Origin of the sequence: Breznakia pachnodae, assembly GCF_030814225.1 — a bacterium.
Classification (GTDB): domain Bacteria; phylum Bacillota_I; class Bacilli_A; order Erysipelotrichales; family Erysipelotrichaceae; genus Breznakia; species Breznakia pachnodae.
Genome location: NZ_JAUSUR010000010.1, coordinates 1 through 15,505 on the forward strand (window position 1 = coordinate 1; position 15,505 = coordinate 15,505).

Consider the following 15,505-nt stretch of genomic DNA (forward strand, 5'->3'; position numbering starts at 1 on the left):
TACAAGGTTTACAAGGTTTACAAGGTTTACAAGGTTTACAAGGTTTACAAGGTTTACAAGGTTTACAAGGTTTACAAGGTTTACAAGGTTTACAAGGTTTACAAAGTTTACAAAGTTTACAAGGTGTACAAGTGATTTGTATAAATATTTCAATTATTAGGATTCATAATTACAATTAAGAGGTATTGTGGTTTATAATGAGTATATAGTATTTTTTAGATAAGGAGCTTCAATGACAAACATAACAAAAGAAGATGGATATTTTTCTGTAAGTGAATTTGCTAAACTGGCAGGATTAGCAAGGAAAACACTTTTGTATTATGATGAGATAGATTTATTTTCTCCTGCAGTTGTATTGGATAATGGTTATCGGTATTATTACTATCGTCAATTGTATATGATTAATACAATCAAAATATTAAAAGAAATTGGAATGTCATTAAAGGATATCAAAGAATTTATTAAGAATCAGAATCCTACAATAATGATAAATACATTCGATCAACAACAGAAAATTATTGAAGAAAAAATCAAAGATTTGAAGACAATAAGTAGTATGATTGGAATGCAAAAAGAAATGGCAATGGAAGCAGAGAATATAAAGATGGGAGTTGTGAGTGAAGAGTATAGAGAAAGGGAACCTATTTTTTGTGAATCTAGAAAACTATATCGTCGTGGTAAAGAAGTTAGTTTGTCAATGTCTGTATCAAAATTCTACAATGATGCAAAAAATCAGGGAATTACGCATACCTTTCCATGGGGAGCGTGTGTCGATTATAAAAAGTATATGCATGATATGACTCATAATTATTTTCATTATTATTATCATGTTCCAGAGTCAGAAGAATATATGATGGAAGGAACCTATATTTTTACGTATACTTATGGAGGCAGAGTTGAGCGGCAGGAAGCATATTGGAAACTTGTGGAATATGCGAAAGAAAAAAACTATACTCTTGAGGAATGGGCTTATGAAGATTACCTAATAAATGAAATATCTGCAAAATTACCAGACGATTTTATTATTAAGACGCTTATAAGAGTAATATAAAAATGGAAGTATCAATTTCAAATTGGTACTTTTTTTGATTGAAAAAAATTTATGATTGACTATCCAGTAACTGGATAGACTACAATTTAATTAGATAAAGAATAGTAGTTAAACTTGTTGAAAAGATGGGAGGTAAACTATGAGAAAATATTTATATATTATGAGACATGGAGAAACGGTATTTAATGTAAGAAAGAAAATACAAGGATATTGTGATTCGCCACTTACAAAAAGAGGTATAAAGCAAGCTCATATTGCTGCAGAATATTTTATAAAGAATCCAGTTTTATTTGACCATGCATATAGTTCTACTGCCGAAAGAGCAAGTGACACAATAGAAATCGTGTTAAGAAATAAGATGCCTTATAAAAGGGTGAAGGAATTAAAGGAACTCAACTTTGGTGTCTTTGAAGGAGAAAGTGAAATGTTGAATCCCAAAGGGGATTATGGAGATTTCTTTCTTCAATATGGTGGAGAATCAAATAGTCAGGGACAAGATAGAATTGTAAAGTCCATAACAGGGATAATGGATAAAGAAGATCATGAGAATGTACTTATTGTTTCTCATTCAGGAGTGAGTGGATTGTTTTATAGGAATTGTAGAAAACAACTTCCAAGTTATGAGAAAGCTTTTCTTAATTGCTCAATAGTAAAGTATGAGTATGATGGGAAAGAGTTTACACCATTAGAAATTATTGCTCATGATTATTCTTCGATATAAATAAAAAGTGGAGGTAGCTTGTATGCAAACAATTAGTTGTAAAGTTCATAAGCATAGAGATTATAAGTATCCAAGTATTCAAATTATAAATGTTTTAGTAGATAAATATGTTGAAAATATTAAACACTATTATGAGTCGGATATAGATAATACAATATATCCTGATTTATACGATTATTTTCTGGAATTTCCAGAAACCAGAAATAGAAGTTGTAATCTAGATATATGTAGGTTTGTTCAATGGTTTGAAGAGGAGATGAATCTTGCATCCATGATTGTAATGGATTTTAATGAAGTGGCTTCAAGTGCTCTTACTATATTGGATAAAGTTGAAATTGTTCTGTTAATTATGAAAGCAAGGTTTCGTGTATCAAGAAGAGAAATGATTGATATTATGAATGCTGCCATGGATATTTGTGAAATGACAAAAAGTATTACAGGTAATTATAGTATTTCAAATAATGAGTACTATCAAGAGTTCTTGAAATACAATTTAAATCTAGCATACAAAATTATAAAGAATAAAAAAGAGAATTATTCAATTGATATAGATAGAGTAAAGTTATTGCATGATTATCCATTCGCAAAAGCAGAGGCGAAGCAAATTGGAGATATAATAGTTTCTAAATATGGATATAAATTAACCAAGGAAAATGTAGCATATCTAGGAATATACATTCTTATATTTAGTGAGGCGTAACATAGAGAAAGAAACAGGTGGTAAAAATGAAAACAATAGTATCCGTTCTTTGGCGAAAATGGGTGAGAAGTTGGAAGTGAAGATAATAAAAAAGCAATTGAATCTAGACTCTTTGGGAGATTCAATTGCTTTTCTGTTAATCATTGATCATTGTAATGTTGTTGATTTTGATAGAGATGGTTCCATCATCGTTATTTACAAATTCAACTTTTTCTTTTTCGCTCAATTGCTCAATAGGGATATTAATTTCAATTCCGATATCCGTCATAATTTTTTGGAATTTATCTTTTTTCTTTAAGACAGCCTGATTGATTGTAATTTCTTTTGGAATTTCATGCTCCTGAGATAATGTAGTAAAATCAGTTTTTGCTCTTTCATTATCTGCGAATACTAATTCTGATACATTAGATAGTACAATTTCTGGAGATGCTAATAGTTCTTTCTTTAAGGCAACTGTACATTCCATTTGATCTAATTCGTGTTGTTCCGCAATTTGATTTACACTTTTCTCTAATGTTAGGATGATATCTTTATCATTTGGTTTTGCACCAATATCGAAGATTGTTTCAAAAACCGTTTTTTCAAGTTCATCTTTTTCTTCTAAATCCATTGCATCACAAATCATAAAATTATTATCAGTAAAATCCCAAGCAAGATAAGAATCGCTTTTTTTGATTCTTCCATTTAAACCATTTTTATTTCTAGTAATACGAATTTGAGCTTCACCACTTGTTTGTTCTACATAGTGAGAGAAAGCATTTTCTAATGAATGGTCATAAATTAGTAGATAGTTATGGTCATCTTTTATAAAATCAACAATCAGTAAATCACTGCTAGCATTAATTCCTAATTCCAGTTTCTTATTAAAGATATCTTGAGATAGCGTTTCTGCTAATTCATACATGTTTCTATTGCTTTTATAATTATCAAAGAGTTCAATATAACGACTAGATTCATTTAAACTACAGTCACGGTTGTCATTATTTGTGAATACTTTTTTTATTTTACGTAATATAAAACTACTTTCATGAAATGATATTTCATCTACTGGTTGTGATGAAATAATTGTACTATCCTTTAAATCAATCATTGATAAACTATATCTATTTATACTAATCATGGTTGCTCCTTTTACCAACAAATATTTATCACTCAATGTGTTTTGAGTATTATTTAATTAGGTTATTTGTTCAGACATCGAACCAACTTATTCTATCATGTAGTAGGTAATATTTCTAATGCTTTTTTAATAATTAAATTTTATTGGTTATACATTTTATTTATTGTTTATACTACTTTTATTAAAAGCATCTCGATATTGTGAAGGTGTTATTAACTCTTCCTTCTTGAAGCAACGCATAAAATACTTTTCATCATTGAAACCACATAGTTCCGCAACTTCTTCTATAGATATAGAAAGATTGCTTAATAACGATTTAGCCCTTTCAATGCGCAATTGCTTTATATACTCAGTAAGAGTTATATTCATTTTTTCAGAGAACATTCTAGATAAATAAGATTTACTGTAATTGAATTTTTTAGCCACAATCTCTAATGATAAGTCTTGTTCTAAACTTGCTTTAATCCATTCTGTGATATAAGATAACGTCTTTCTCTCATTATGTAACATATCAGTATCTTTACGGTCAAATGCAATTTCTTCTGTTATTTCTATTAGAAAACTTGTTAGAAAAAAATCAAGATAAAAACGATTACTTTCATTTCTTTTTAATATATCTAAAAGTTGATTGGCTAAAATATTAATTCTAGAGAAATCCATCTCTTCAGAATATAAAGGTAGAAGTAAAGCATTATTGTATGGATATTCTTGTAGATAAAAATCAACCATTTTATTATCGATGATTTCCCATTTCTCAGGAAGTAGGAAGTGAAACCAATAAAAAGATGTATCCTCAAGACAACTCTGAGTTCCAAAATGTAAAGTCCCTTTTGGAATTAATAATATCGTATTTTTAGGCGCTGAAAATTTATTCTCACCTATTTGTATATGTAATACACCACTAATGACAATAATGATTTCATGAAAGTTGCTTGTTCTTTTTTTGTGTTGCCATTCAGGAGTGCTAATAAATCTTCCACCCCATAGAAACGTCGCTTCTCTTTGGATTTTACTGTAAAAATAATTATATTTCATAATACGTTCCTTATATAGTAAAGTATAAATTGCTAGGTGGACTTTGTCTACTTATTACTTGATTCTTAAGCTAAATCAGTAGATTTATTAAAAAAAACGTTAAATATTAAAGAATAATAGAATTACAAAGTAAAAATTGTCCACTTATTGTGTAACTATTCTACTTACACAATATTTTTTTGATGATACTATGTAATTACTTAAATGTCGACATAAGAGTAAAATGAATTATCTTGATTCAAAGGAGGAACATATGGATATTGTTTTAGGCAGATTGGATAATCGGCTTCTACATGGAATTATTGCAACACAATGGGCACAGCACACAAAATGTGAGCGCCTTATGATAATTGATGATGAAGTCGCAGCAGATCCACAAAAGAAAGAAATTATGAAAATGGCTAGACCAGTAGGTATCCCATTATCAATTATTACCTTAGACACTGCTATAGAAAATTTCAAAGCAGATAAATACAAAGGTAAAAGAGTATTTGTAGTTGCTAAAAAACCAGAAACTTTTTCTCTTCTATTGGATAATGGAATTACCATGGCAGAACTAAATATTGGTGGTTCAGGATATCTGAGCGATGAGATTATTAAGTTATCAAACAGATATTCATGTACTAAAAAAGATCAAGAATTCTTAAATAAAATTAAAAGCGATGGTGTTTATACATATATTCAATATGTACCCGCAGATACAAAGGTAGAGTATTAGGAGGAAAAGAAAATGCTAGAACCTATTCAAATTATTATCGTTACAGTTTTAGCTTTTATAATGCAAATGGATGAAATGGGGCCTCAAGGTTTTGGGCTAATTTATCCAGGTATTATAGGACCAATTACTGGATTATTATTAGGAAATTTAGAAGCAGGATGTGTAGTAGGGGGAACCTTACAGTTAATGTCGTTAGGAGTGGCAGCAGTAGGAGGATCATCAACTCCTCGCTATGGATGGGCAACAATTATTGCTACAGCTGTAGCAGTTGGTACAGGAAAAGGGATTGAAGCTGGATTGGCATTAGGAATTCCAGTAGGAATGTTAGGGGTTCAAATGGATATTGTTGTTCGTTTGATCAATGGAGTAATTGTTAGAAAATCAGAAAAAATGGTTGCAGAGGGAAAAGCAAAGTCAGGACAACGCTTATTACTTGCTTGCTGGGTTCTATTTGGTTTAGAAGCAGCAATTGCAGTATTGTTATCCGTAACGTTAGGAGCTACATTTATTAACCAAATCTTAGATGTTACACCTGTTTGGGTAACACAGGGATTATCTTTAGCTGGAGCGTTACTACCAGTTGTTGGTTTTTCAATGCTACTTAAATATATGCCAGTTAAGAAATATTTAAATTATGCATTGCTTGGATTTGTTTTATCTGCATACTTACAAGTTCCAATTTTAGGAATTGCAATTGTAGGTTTCGCATTAGCATTTGATTTTTATCGCAGAAGAAATGAAGTTTCATTCGTAAATGTAGGGGAGGCAGATGAAGATGAGTAAAACCGTTTTAACGAAAAAAGATATTACAACTGCAGCTTATCGTTGGCAGATGATGTCTTGTTCAACATTAAATTATGAAGTGCTCCAAGGTGGGACATTTGCATATGCAATAGCTCCTGCATTAAGAAAGATATATAGTGATGATGAAGAATTTAAGGATGCATTGCTATCACATTATCGTTATTTTAATTCAAATCCATGGACAGTTAATGTAATTGTTGGTGCAGTACTGGCTTTAGAAGATTCACAAGGATCAGCTGCAAGAAGTACAATTACAGAATTTAAGACGAGTATGATGGGTCCTTTAGCTGGGATAGGAGATACTTTAATCTTTGTATTATTTCCTACGATTATGGGTTCATTATCAGGATATATGCTTCTTGAAGGAAATCCATTCCTGTCTGTTGTGTGGAGTATATTATGGGTAAGTTTATTCTTTTTAAGAACACGATTAGTTCATTTTGGGTATAACAAAGGATTACAGATTTTATCATCATTAGGAGAAAAAATTACGTTGTTAACAGAAGCAGCTTCTGTCTTAGGACTTGTAGTAGTTGGTGGACTGATTTCAGGAGTAGTAAATATAAATGTACCATTAACATTTACATCAGGAGAAGTCACACAAGAAATTCAACCACTAATTGATCAAGTAATGCCAAGTATGCTACCAGTAGTCTTTACATTTATTTGTTATCAATTATTAACAAAGAAAAATATAAGTATGTCAAAACTGATTTTGATTGTAATTATCTTTTCAATGGTAGCTGCATTCTTTGGTGTATTGAGTGCATAACAAAGGTGCTTTATAGCACCTTTTTGACAAAAATGATAGGAGAAGTATATGAGAAAAATATTAATAGCATCACATAGCAATATGGCCAATGGAATGAAAGATACATTGGAATTCTTAACCAGTATGGATAATATATATGCAATTAGTGCATACATAGATAAGACACCGATTAAAGAACAAATTAGCATCTTTCAAAAAACATTAGACAAAGACGATGAAGTAATCATTTTAAGTGATATGCAAGGAGGCAGTGTAACACAAGAATTCTGTTTTATTACAAATGAGCATATTCATTTAATTTGTGGAGTTAATCTTCCACTTGCTCTTGCATTTGCACTACATCCTCAAGATGAAAAACTAACGAAAGAGAAGATTCAATCAATTATAGATGAAGCTCAAAAACAAATGATCTATATGAATGAATTTTCCGTTGAAGATGAAGAGGGAGATGAGTAATGAATATATATAATGTATTGGACTATGGAGTGATACAAAACTCGCAGAAACTACAAACTTCTTTATTTCAAAAAGCAATCGATGATTGTCATAAAAATGGTGGTGGAGAAATTTTAATTCCTGAAGGGAAGTACTATATAAGCAGTATTCGTTTATATTCAAATATGGTATTTCATCTAATGGAAAATGCAGAGTTAATAGGGAGTAGTGATTGTAAAGATTATATCAATTTTAATGTACCTAGTACATTAGGTTATTTACATGATGAATATTATATAAAGGCTTGGAATTTACCTGACTATTATGCATATGGAATAATTTGTGCTTTTCAGGAAAATAATATATCAATAAAAGGTGAAAAAGGGTCTAAAATTGATGGGCAAGATTGCTTTGATGCAAATGGTGAAGAAAAATTTAGAGGACCTATGGGTATCATATTTAGTCAATGTAAAAATATTCAATTACAAGGATATACATTTGTTAATTGTGCCAATTGGTCACATCAGATAGATAGTTGCGAAGAGGTATATGCTAAGGATGTAACAATTTTAGCAGGTCATGATGGTTTTAACCTTCATCATTGTACGAACATTGAAATAGAAAATTGTACGATTATGACAGGTGATGACTGTTTTGCAGGATATGATATTGAAAATCTTAAAGTGAGAAATTGTTATATGAATACAGCATGTAATGTTTTACGTATTGGTGGATATAATCTAATATTTGATGATTGTAAAATTGAAGGTCCTGCAAAATATCCACACATAAAAGAAAATACATATAATACGCATAGATTATTTAAGTATTATTCTATTCGTCCAGATATAATTCGAAGAGATGGTGAAAAAATTATTATTCGTAATAGTATAATTAAGAACATTCCTGCCATTATCGAATATAATTATGGGGAAGAAAGATTAATGCAAAATAATAAACCACTTCGAGAGTTAGTGTTTGAAAATGTATTATTTGATGGAATTACAAAATCTTCACTTATGAAAGGTAATGGTCAACAATGCAAACTAATTTTTAGAGACTGTGAGATTGATTTTAAAGATCCACTTAATAAAGATAATTTTATAGAAAAAGATAAAAGTATAAAAGTAATCTTTGAAAATACTAATATTAAAACAAAGTGACATACAATAAATGATAATTAGGAGAAAAGATGGAAAACTATAATTTTTGGTTCATTGTAGGAAGTCAGGATTTATATGGCGAAGAAACATTAAAAAAAGTAAACGAACATAGTTTAGAAATGGTAAATTCATGGAATGTAAATAAAACGATTTCTTTTAATATAGTCTGGAAACCAGTGGTACGAAATTCAAAAGAAATAAGCGATGTAATAAAAGATGCAAACAATGATGAAGAATGTATAGGATTGATTACTTGGATGCATACCTTCTCGCCTAGCAAGATGTGGATATCAGGTTTGAAAAGTTTAAAAAAACCTATTCTACACATAAATACACAATATAATAAAGAAATTCCATGGTCTGATATTGACATGGATTTTATGAATTTAAATCAATCAGCTCATGGCGATCGAGAACATGGATTTATTTTGGCACGTATGCGGATCCCTCAAAAAGTGATTTGTGGATATTGGAGAGAAATTGAAACATGTCAGAGAATTGATAGTTGGATGAGAGCTGCAATTGGAGCTCATGAAAGTAATAAAACAAAGGTATTAAGAATATCAGATAATATGCGAGATGTTGCTGTTACTGAAGGTGACAAAGTTGAGGCCGCAATTAAACTGGGTTGGACAATCGATTATTATGGTGTTGGTGATATTATTGATTATGTAAATAGAGTTACAGAAGATGAAATTAGTAAAAAGTTAGAAGAATATAAATCTTTATATGATTTTAATAGTGCATTAATGGAATCTATAAGGTATCAGGCAAAAGAAGAAATAGCTATTGAAAAGTGTATGAAAGAAAAAGGTGATTACAATGCATTTCATACAAATTTTCAGGACTTACAAGCGTTACGTCAATTACCAGGGTTATCAGTTCAGAATTTAATGCGAAAAGGCTATGGATTCGCAGGAGAAGGTGATTGGAAAACTGCAGCACTTTGCAGAATTATGAAACAAATGGTTGCAGATAAAGAAAATGGTACAGGATTTATGGAAGATTACACTTATCATTTGAATTCGCAAAATAGTATGAATTTAGGATCTCATATGCTAGAAGTTTGTCCAAGTTTTGCTGATGAAAAACCTAGAATAATCGTTAGTGAATTGGATATTGGAGGAAGGGAAGCACCTGCACGATTAGTGTTCAAAGCGAAAGCGGGAAATGCTATATTAGTAACCTTAACCGATATGGGAGGAAGGTTTCGAATGATTTGCCATGATATTGTTTGTCAAAACCAAGACGAAGAAATGCCAAATTTACCAGTTGCAGGAGTTTTATGGAAGCCTTTACCTGATTTTATAACTGGTACAGAGGCATGGATTTATGCAGGTGGAGGTCATCATAGTGTTTTAAGTTATGATTTGACTGCAGATATCATGAGAGACTTTGCAGAAATTATGCAAATTGAATTTGTGCATATTGATAAACAACTGAATCTTCAGCAATTTCGAAAAGAACTTGATTGGAATGATCTTATCTGGAAGTTTAAAGGGTAAATTTATGTATCAGAAGTTGAAGGAAAAAGTATTAAAAGCAAATCTTTTGCTACCAAAATATAATTTGATTACTTTTACTTGGGGAAATGTTTCTGAGATTGATCGAAAGAGAAAAGTGATTGCAATAAAACCAAGTGGAGTGGAGTATGAGAATATGCAAATAGATGATGTTGTTGTATGTGATTTGCAAGGTAATGTAATAGAAGGAAATCTGAAACCGTCGAGTGATTTAATGACTCATATTGAATTATATAAACATTTTGAAAATATAAATGGTATTGTACATACGCACTCGAGATGGGCAACTGTATTTGCACAAGCAGGTTTTAATATTCCTGTTTATGGAACAACACAAGCAGATTATTTCTTTGGTGATATTCCATGCACAAGATTAATGAGTAAAAAAGAAATTAATGAAAATTATGAGAAAGAGACTGGCAAAGTCATTGTAGAAACATTTAGAGAGCGAAAGTTAAGTCCAGATAATATTTCTGGAGTTCTAGTTCATAGTCATGGTCCTTTTGTTTGGGGAATTGATTGTATGGACGCCGTATATAAAGCAGTTGTTATGGAAGAATGTGCACAAATGGCTTATGCAACTATTACCTTAAATAGGGATGTAGCAAACATTCAAGAAGAATTACTGGATAAACATTTTAAAAGAAAACATGGGCCCAATGCCTATTATGGACAAAAGTAGTGGGGAGTTAACTATAAATATAGACCCCCACTATATTTGCAATATAATACAAATTTCAATTAAAGAGAGGTGTTATAAAATGAGTATTGAAAAGATTAAAGAACAGATTATAGAGGGAGAGATTGTATTGGGTATTGAACTTGGTTCGACACGGATAAAAGCAGTGCTTATAGATGTAAATCATACTCCTATCGCAAAGGGAAATTACGAATGGAAAAGTCAATATATAAATGATATCTTCACCTACTCATTAGATGATATTTGGAAAGGGATTCAGTCTTGCTATAAATCACTAAAAGATAATGTAAAGGAAGAGTATGGTGTAATAATTAGAAAAATAGCTTCCATTGGAATAAGTGGAATGATGCATGGCTATATGGTTTTTGATAAAGATGACAGATTACTTGTACCCTTTAGAACTTGGCAAAATACAACAACTGAATGTGCATCAAAGAAATTAACTAAATTATTTGATTATAAAATTCCACAACGATGGTGTATTTCTCATTTGTATCAAGCAATTTTGAATGATGAAAATCATGTAGAAAATATCAATTATATGACTACCCTTTCAGGATATATTCATTATAAATTAACTGGTAATAAGGTTGTTGGAGTGGGCGAGGCTTCAGGAATGTTTCCGATTGATTTGGATAAGAAAAATTACAACAATGAAATGATAAACGCTTTTGATAACTTAGTTAAAAACCATAATTATAATTGGAAAATAAAAGATATATTGCCAAAAGTTCTCCTAGCAGGTGAATTGGCAGGAACACTAACTTTAGAAGGATCGTTATTATTAGATAATGATGGTGATTTGCAGTCTGGTTGTATATTTTGTCCTCCAGAAGGAGATGCAGGAACAGGTATGGTGGCAACCAATACAATATCTGAGAGATCTTGTAATATATCTGCAGGCACTAGTATTTTTTCTATGGTTGTGATAGAGAAAGAATTATCAAGAGTTTATGAAGAACTTGATTTAGTAATGACTCCAGATGGAAAACTAGTTACAATGGTTCATGTGAATAACTGTACATCAGATTTAAATGAATGGATGGACTTATTTTCGGAGGTATTAAAAACTTTTGGTGTTACTGTACAACGTGATTATTTATACGAACATTTATTTAAACAAATAGAAACCGCTGATATGGATAATGAGAGTATGCTTTTATATAACTTTCTTTCTGGAGAACATATTCTACAATTAGTAAATGGATGTCCTTTATTTGTTAGAAGCCCTAATAGTAATTTATCACTTTCAAATTTTATGAAAGTACAATTGTATTCTACAATATGTGTACTTAAATTAGGTATGGATTTACTACAAGAGGAAGGAATAAAAATTGATTATGTTCTTGCTCATGGTGGATTATTCAAGACAAGAGGAGTTGTAGATAAAATAGTATCATCAGCTTTGAATGTTCCTGTTTCTTTGATGGAAACAGCAAATGAAGGAGGAGCTTGGGGCATGGCAATTTTAGCGAGTTATATAGGGTCCTCACAAAGTTTGGAATCATATCTAAATAATATTGTTTTCTCTAAAGTAACCAAAAGAACAATAAATCCAGACTTATTGATGATGAAAAGTTATAATGAATATGCAAAGAGATATACAAAAGGATTACCTGTAGTTAAATTAGCATCACAAACTATAAACAAAGAATTCTAAAGACTATTTTTTAAAATTATACAGTATTATATTATTACTAGTTATTGATTTATATAAGGTAGAATTATTTCATTGTAGTCGTCTTCATAATTATTTGTTTTTAAACCCATTCATGATAATATTAGTGTATACATAAATTAGATTCTTCAGAATGGAGGAGCATGAAATGAGTATATACAAACTAAGTCTAATTAACAAATTATTGCATATTATTAATGAAAACAGCACTGATAATCCAAACTATGTTTTAGCTCAATATTTTTTAGAACATTATCTGGAATTAAGTGATGCAAATATCTATAAGGTTGCTGAAGATTGTTTTGTATCAAGAAGTTCAGTAAGACGTTTCTGTAAGTCAATTGGATATGATAACTTTAAGGACTTAAAGACAGAGTTTAAATCTTTGAATCATGAATATACTTATTTTATCCAACTGCAAGAAGGGCATAAGAATGCAAAAGAATATGCAGAATGGACTAAAAAAGAAATATTATCGATGCCGAAAGAAGTTGATAATAATATAAAATTTGAAGATTATGATAAAATTGTTACTCATATTCAAAGCAGTGAACATCCAGTATTACTTTCTTCATATTCTAGTAATATGGTGTTGTTGGAGTTTCAACGACCTTTAGTGTTGAGTGGAAAGATTGTGAATGTAATGTCCGATAATAATATGGATGAAGAAAGCTTGCTGGATTTAAATGAGAATGATTATCTGTTAGTTGTTTCCTCTTCAGGACAATTTGCGAAAGAAGTACAGGAACTTATAAAAAAGGTCAAAGCACATAAGGCACTGGTTACTACTGCAAGGGATAAATCCTTTTCTGATACATATGATGAGGTATATTTCTTAAGTGATTATGATCATTCAGGTGAAAAGAGTATTCCAGGAAAGTATGGATTGAACTATTTCTTTGATCGATTATACAATGCTTACTATATAAAATATGGTACTAAAATTTCTGAATAAAAGAAAAAGCGATGGTGATGTAGTGTAAACTACAATTACCATCGCTTTCTTAGGTTTATTTACCTAGCATCTCTTTTCCCCAATCTTTTCCATTTGATTTGATTAGTTTAGAGTACCAGTAGAATGAATCTTTTCTAATTCTCTTCATACCTAATTCAGATGCATCTTTTGCATTTGCTAATTCCTCATCAGTTGCGTCAATGAATACAAGACCATAGCGTTTCGCCATACCATTACCTGTAGATAATAAATCAGTAAATGACCATGGGTTGTATCCAATAACTTCAACACCATCTTCGATTGCTAGTCCTACTTGATAGATGTTTTCACGTAAGAATTCAATTCTTTCTGGATCGTGAACTTCACCATTTTCATCTTTTGCTTCATGCATACCGAAACCATTTTCCATAATCATCATTGGAAGTTGGTAGTGATCCCATAAGTATCTTAATGTATAACGTAATGATACTGGATCGATTTCCCAGTCCCAATCATTTGTTTCTACATATGGGTTGTTTGTAAGTGCATATTGTCCAGGGACAACAGGGAACTTAAGATTTCCTTTTACACCATCTTTGTTTAATAGGTATTCTTGTTCTTCTGCGTCTAATGGTGCATCTTTACCAGTATTACTACGGTAGCAGTTTACACCAATGTAGTCGATTTTAGCAGCAAGCATTAATTCTTCATCTCCAGGTTGGATTCCAGGATCGATGTCGTTATTTTTCCAGTAGTTCTTTAAGAAGTTGCTGTATTTTCCATAAGCATTTGTGTCATTCCAGATTTTTTCTGTGAATTCTTCAGCGTTCATTGCCCCAATTTGGTCCATTGGTTTACAAGTTTCAGGATAGATAGGAACCATTCCAGGAACTGGTCCAATTTTTCCACCTTCTACCATTTCATGACAAGCAATTACTGCTTTAGCTGAACACATATTCATATTGTGATTGATTACCCATTTTTGTCTAAACCAATCCGTACATCCTTTGGAAACACCTAGCCAGTGTCCATAACAGATTTGCATATTTTGTTCGTTAATTGCTAACCAATATTTTACTCGATCACCAAAGTTTTCAAAACAAACTTTAGCATAATATTCAAATTCATCTACAATACTACGGTCTAACCAACCATTGCATTTTTCTTCCACCCATACTGGCATATCATAGTGATATAACGTTACGATTGGTGTTATATTATGTTTCAATAATTCATTAATTAAGTTATTGTAGAAATCAATACCTGCCTGATTTACTTTTCTATCACTATTTGGAATGATACGAGGCCAAGCCAGTGAAAATCTATAAGAAGTAAATCCACACTCTGCCATTAATGCAACGTCTTCTTTGTAATGGTGGTAGTGGTCTGCTGCAATTGAGTTATCTGCGAAAGGTTTTTTCGTCTTCGAGTTTAAGTCAATAATTGCTGGTGTTCTACCATCTGCTTCAGTCGCACCTTCTACTTGCCATGCGGCACTACTTGCTCCCCAGAAAAATCCTTCTGGGAATTTTGGATCATGTTTATAATGCATATATCTAGTTCCTCCTCTTTCAAATTAGTGATTCGCGCAAATCATCATCACAATAGTGATTTCATAAGTTTACTACTATTGCTAACCACATTATATCAAAGCAGTTTTCATAAAAGGGGGCTATTATGTGCCCCTATTTATCGAAGTAGAAAGATTCGGTTGTGATATATACACCATTTTAGAAGTAGGGATTATATATAGTACTTTACCTTCCTTATTATATACTGCTATAGTAGATGTACAGGCAGATTGAAAATTATTTCTTGGGAAATAAGGTTTTGTGGATTAGTTCCTAAATGTTGGAACCAATCATTCAAAAAGAACAGGATTGGGGCACATATTAGCCCCTTTTTGAATTTTTACTTTGTTATAATAAAATTAGCAATGATAGCGATTACATAAAACTGCTGTCTTGTGATGATTTGCGCGAATCAACATACTATTGTATATAAAAACAGAGTTGGGATGTAATGCATCTAATGATGCAATTACTTCGAAGTGCATAGGAAATATAGGGACTTGGAAGGATATTGAAAGCATTTCTTATACTTCTCTTAATGAACATTTGCTTGTATCTTTATTCGAAGAAATAAAGATAC

Annotated in this window: 15 protein-coding genes; 12 read left to right on the forward strand and 3 right to left on the reverse strand. The window is 31.1% G+C overall.

Annotation, left to right across the window (positions count from 1 at the left end; all coding sequences use genetic code 11):
- The first annotated feature begins 232 nt into the window (after positions 1-232).
- The 3 genes from J2S15_RS19490 (at position 233) to J2S15_RS19500 (ending at position 2,472) form a co-directional block, all read left to right on the forward strand.
- Positions 233-1,051, forward strand: coding sequence for a MerR family transcriptional regulator (locus J2S15_RS19490; protein ID WP_307411884.1), 819 nt, complete (start codon positions 233-235; stop codon positions 1,049-1,051).
- Between the two features lie 139 nt (positions 1,052-1,190).
- Positions 1,191-1,772, forward strand: a complete 582-nt coding sequence (locus J2S15_RS19495) for a histidine phosphatase family protein (protein ID WP_307411886.1) — start codon at positions 1,191-1,193, stop codon at positions 1,770-1,772.
- Between the two features lie 22 nt (positions 1,773-1,794).
- On the forward strand, positions 1,795-2,472 hold the full coding sequence (locus tag J2S15_RS19500) for a hypothetical protein (protein ID WP_307411889.1): 678 nt from the start codon (positions 1,795-1,797) through the stop codon (positions 2,470-2,472).
- Between the two features lie 136 nt (positions 2,473-2,608).
- On the opposite strand, the gene J2S15_RS19505 is transcribed toward J2S15_RS19500, so the two are convergent.
- A complete protein-coding gene (locus J2S15_RS19505) occupies positions 2,609-3,592 on the reverse strand; it encodes a nucleoid-associated protein (RefSeq protein ID WP_307411891.1) in 984 nt (327 codons plus the stop codon).
- A 156-nt stretch (positions 3,593-3,748) separates the two neighbouring features.
- Complete coding sequence (locus J2S15_RS19510) at positions 3,749-4,627, reverse strand: helix-turn-helix domain-containing protein (protein WP_307411893.1); 879 nt, start codon at positions 4,625-4,627, stop codon at positions 3,749-3,751.
- Between the two features lie 253 nt (positions 4,628-4,880).
- Here J2S15_RS19510 and J2S15_RS19515 point away from each other — a divergent pair, with 253 nt between their 5' ends.
- The 9 genes from J2S15_RS19515 to J2S15_RS19555 all read left to right on the forward strand — a co-directional run bounded on the left by J2S15_RS19515 (position 4,881) and on the right by J2S15_RS19555 (position 13,375).
- Positions 4,881-5,345 (forward strand): PTS sugar transporter subunit IIB, encoded by a 465-nt coding sequence (locus J2S15_RS19515; RefSeq protein ID WP_307411895.1) that lies wholly within the window; start codon positions 4,881-4,883, stop codon positions 5,343-5,345.
- A gap of 12 nt (positions 5,346-5,357) precedes the next feature.
- A complete protein-coding gene (locus J2S15_RS19520; RefSeq protein WP_307411897.1) occupies positions 5,358-6,128 on the forward strand; it encodes a PTS mannose/fructose/sorbose/N-acetylgalactosamine transporter subunit IIC in 771 nt (256 codons plus the stop codon).
- On the forward strand, positions 6,121-6,921 hold the full coding sequence (locus tag J2S15_RS19525) for a PTS system mannose/fructose/sorbose family transporter subunit IID (protein ID WP_307411900.1): 801 nt from the start codon (positions 6,121-6,123) through the stop codon (positions 6,919-6,921). Before J2S15_RS19520 ends, J2S15_RS19525 begins: the two co-directional genes overlap by 8 nt.
- Positions 6,922-6,969: 48 nt before the next feature.
- Positions 6,970-7,377, forward strand: a complete 408-nt coding sequence (locus tag J2S15_RS19530) for a PTS sugar transporter subunit IIA (RefSeq protein WP_307411902.1) — start codon at positions 6,970-6,972, stop codon at positions 7,375-7,377.
- A complete protein-coding gene (locus tag J2S15_RS19535; protein WP_307411905.1) occupies positions 7,377-8,519 on the forward strand; it encodes a glycoside hydrolase family 28 protein in 1,143 nt (380 codons plus the stop codon). The genes J2S15_RS19530 and J2S15_RS19535 overlap by 1 nt, the downstream gene beginning before the upstream one ends.
- A gap of 29 nt (positions 8,520-8,548) precedes the next feature.
- Positions 8,549-10,024: an L-arabinose isomerase gene (araA, locus tag J2S15_RS19540; RefSeq protein ID WP_307411908.1), complete on the forward strand. Its 1,476-nt coding sequence runs from the start codon at positions 8,549-8,551 to the stop codon at positions 10,022-10,024.
- A 4-nt stretch (positions 10,025-10,028) separates the two neighbouring features.
- Complete coding sequence (locus J2S15_RS19545; RefSeq protein ID WP_307411912.1) at positions 10,029-10,724, forward strand: L-ribulose-5-phosphate 4-epimerase; 696 nt, start codon at positions 10,029-10,031, stop codon at positions 10,722-10,724.
- A gap of 79 nt (positions 10,725-10,803) precedes the next feature.
- Positions 10,804-12,402: a xylulokinase gene (locus tag J2S15_RS19550; RefSeq protein ID WP_307411914.1), complete on the forward strand. Its 1,599-nt coding sequence runs from the start codon at positions 10,804-10,806 to the stop codon at positions 12,400-12,402.
- A 166-nt stretch (positions 12,403-12,568) separates the two neighbouring features.
- Positions 12,569-13,375 carry a MurR/RpiR family transcriptional regulator gene (locus J2S15_RS19555; protein WP_307411917.1) on the forward strand — a complete coding sequence of 269 codons (807 nt, stop codon included), beginning with the start codon at positions 12,569-12,571 and terminating at the stop codon, positions 13,373-13,375.
- 55 nt (positions 13,376-13,430) lie between these two features.
- On the opposite strand, the gene J2S15_RS19560 is transcribed toward J2S15_RS19555, so the two are convergent.
- Positions 13,431-14,906, reverse strand: a complete 1,476-nt coding sequence (locus tag J2S15_RS19560; protein ID WP_307411920.1) for a glycoside hydrolase family 1 protein — start codon at positions 14,904-14,906, stop codon at positions 13,431-13,433.
- Positions 14,907-15,505: the final 599 nt, after the last annotated feature.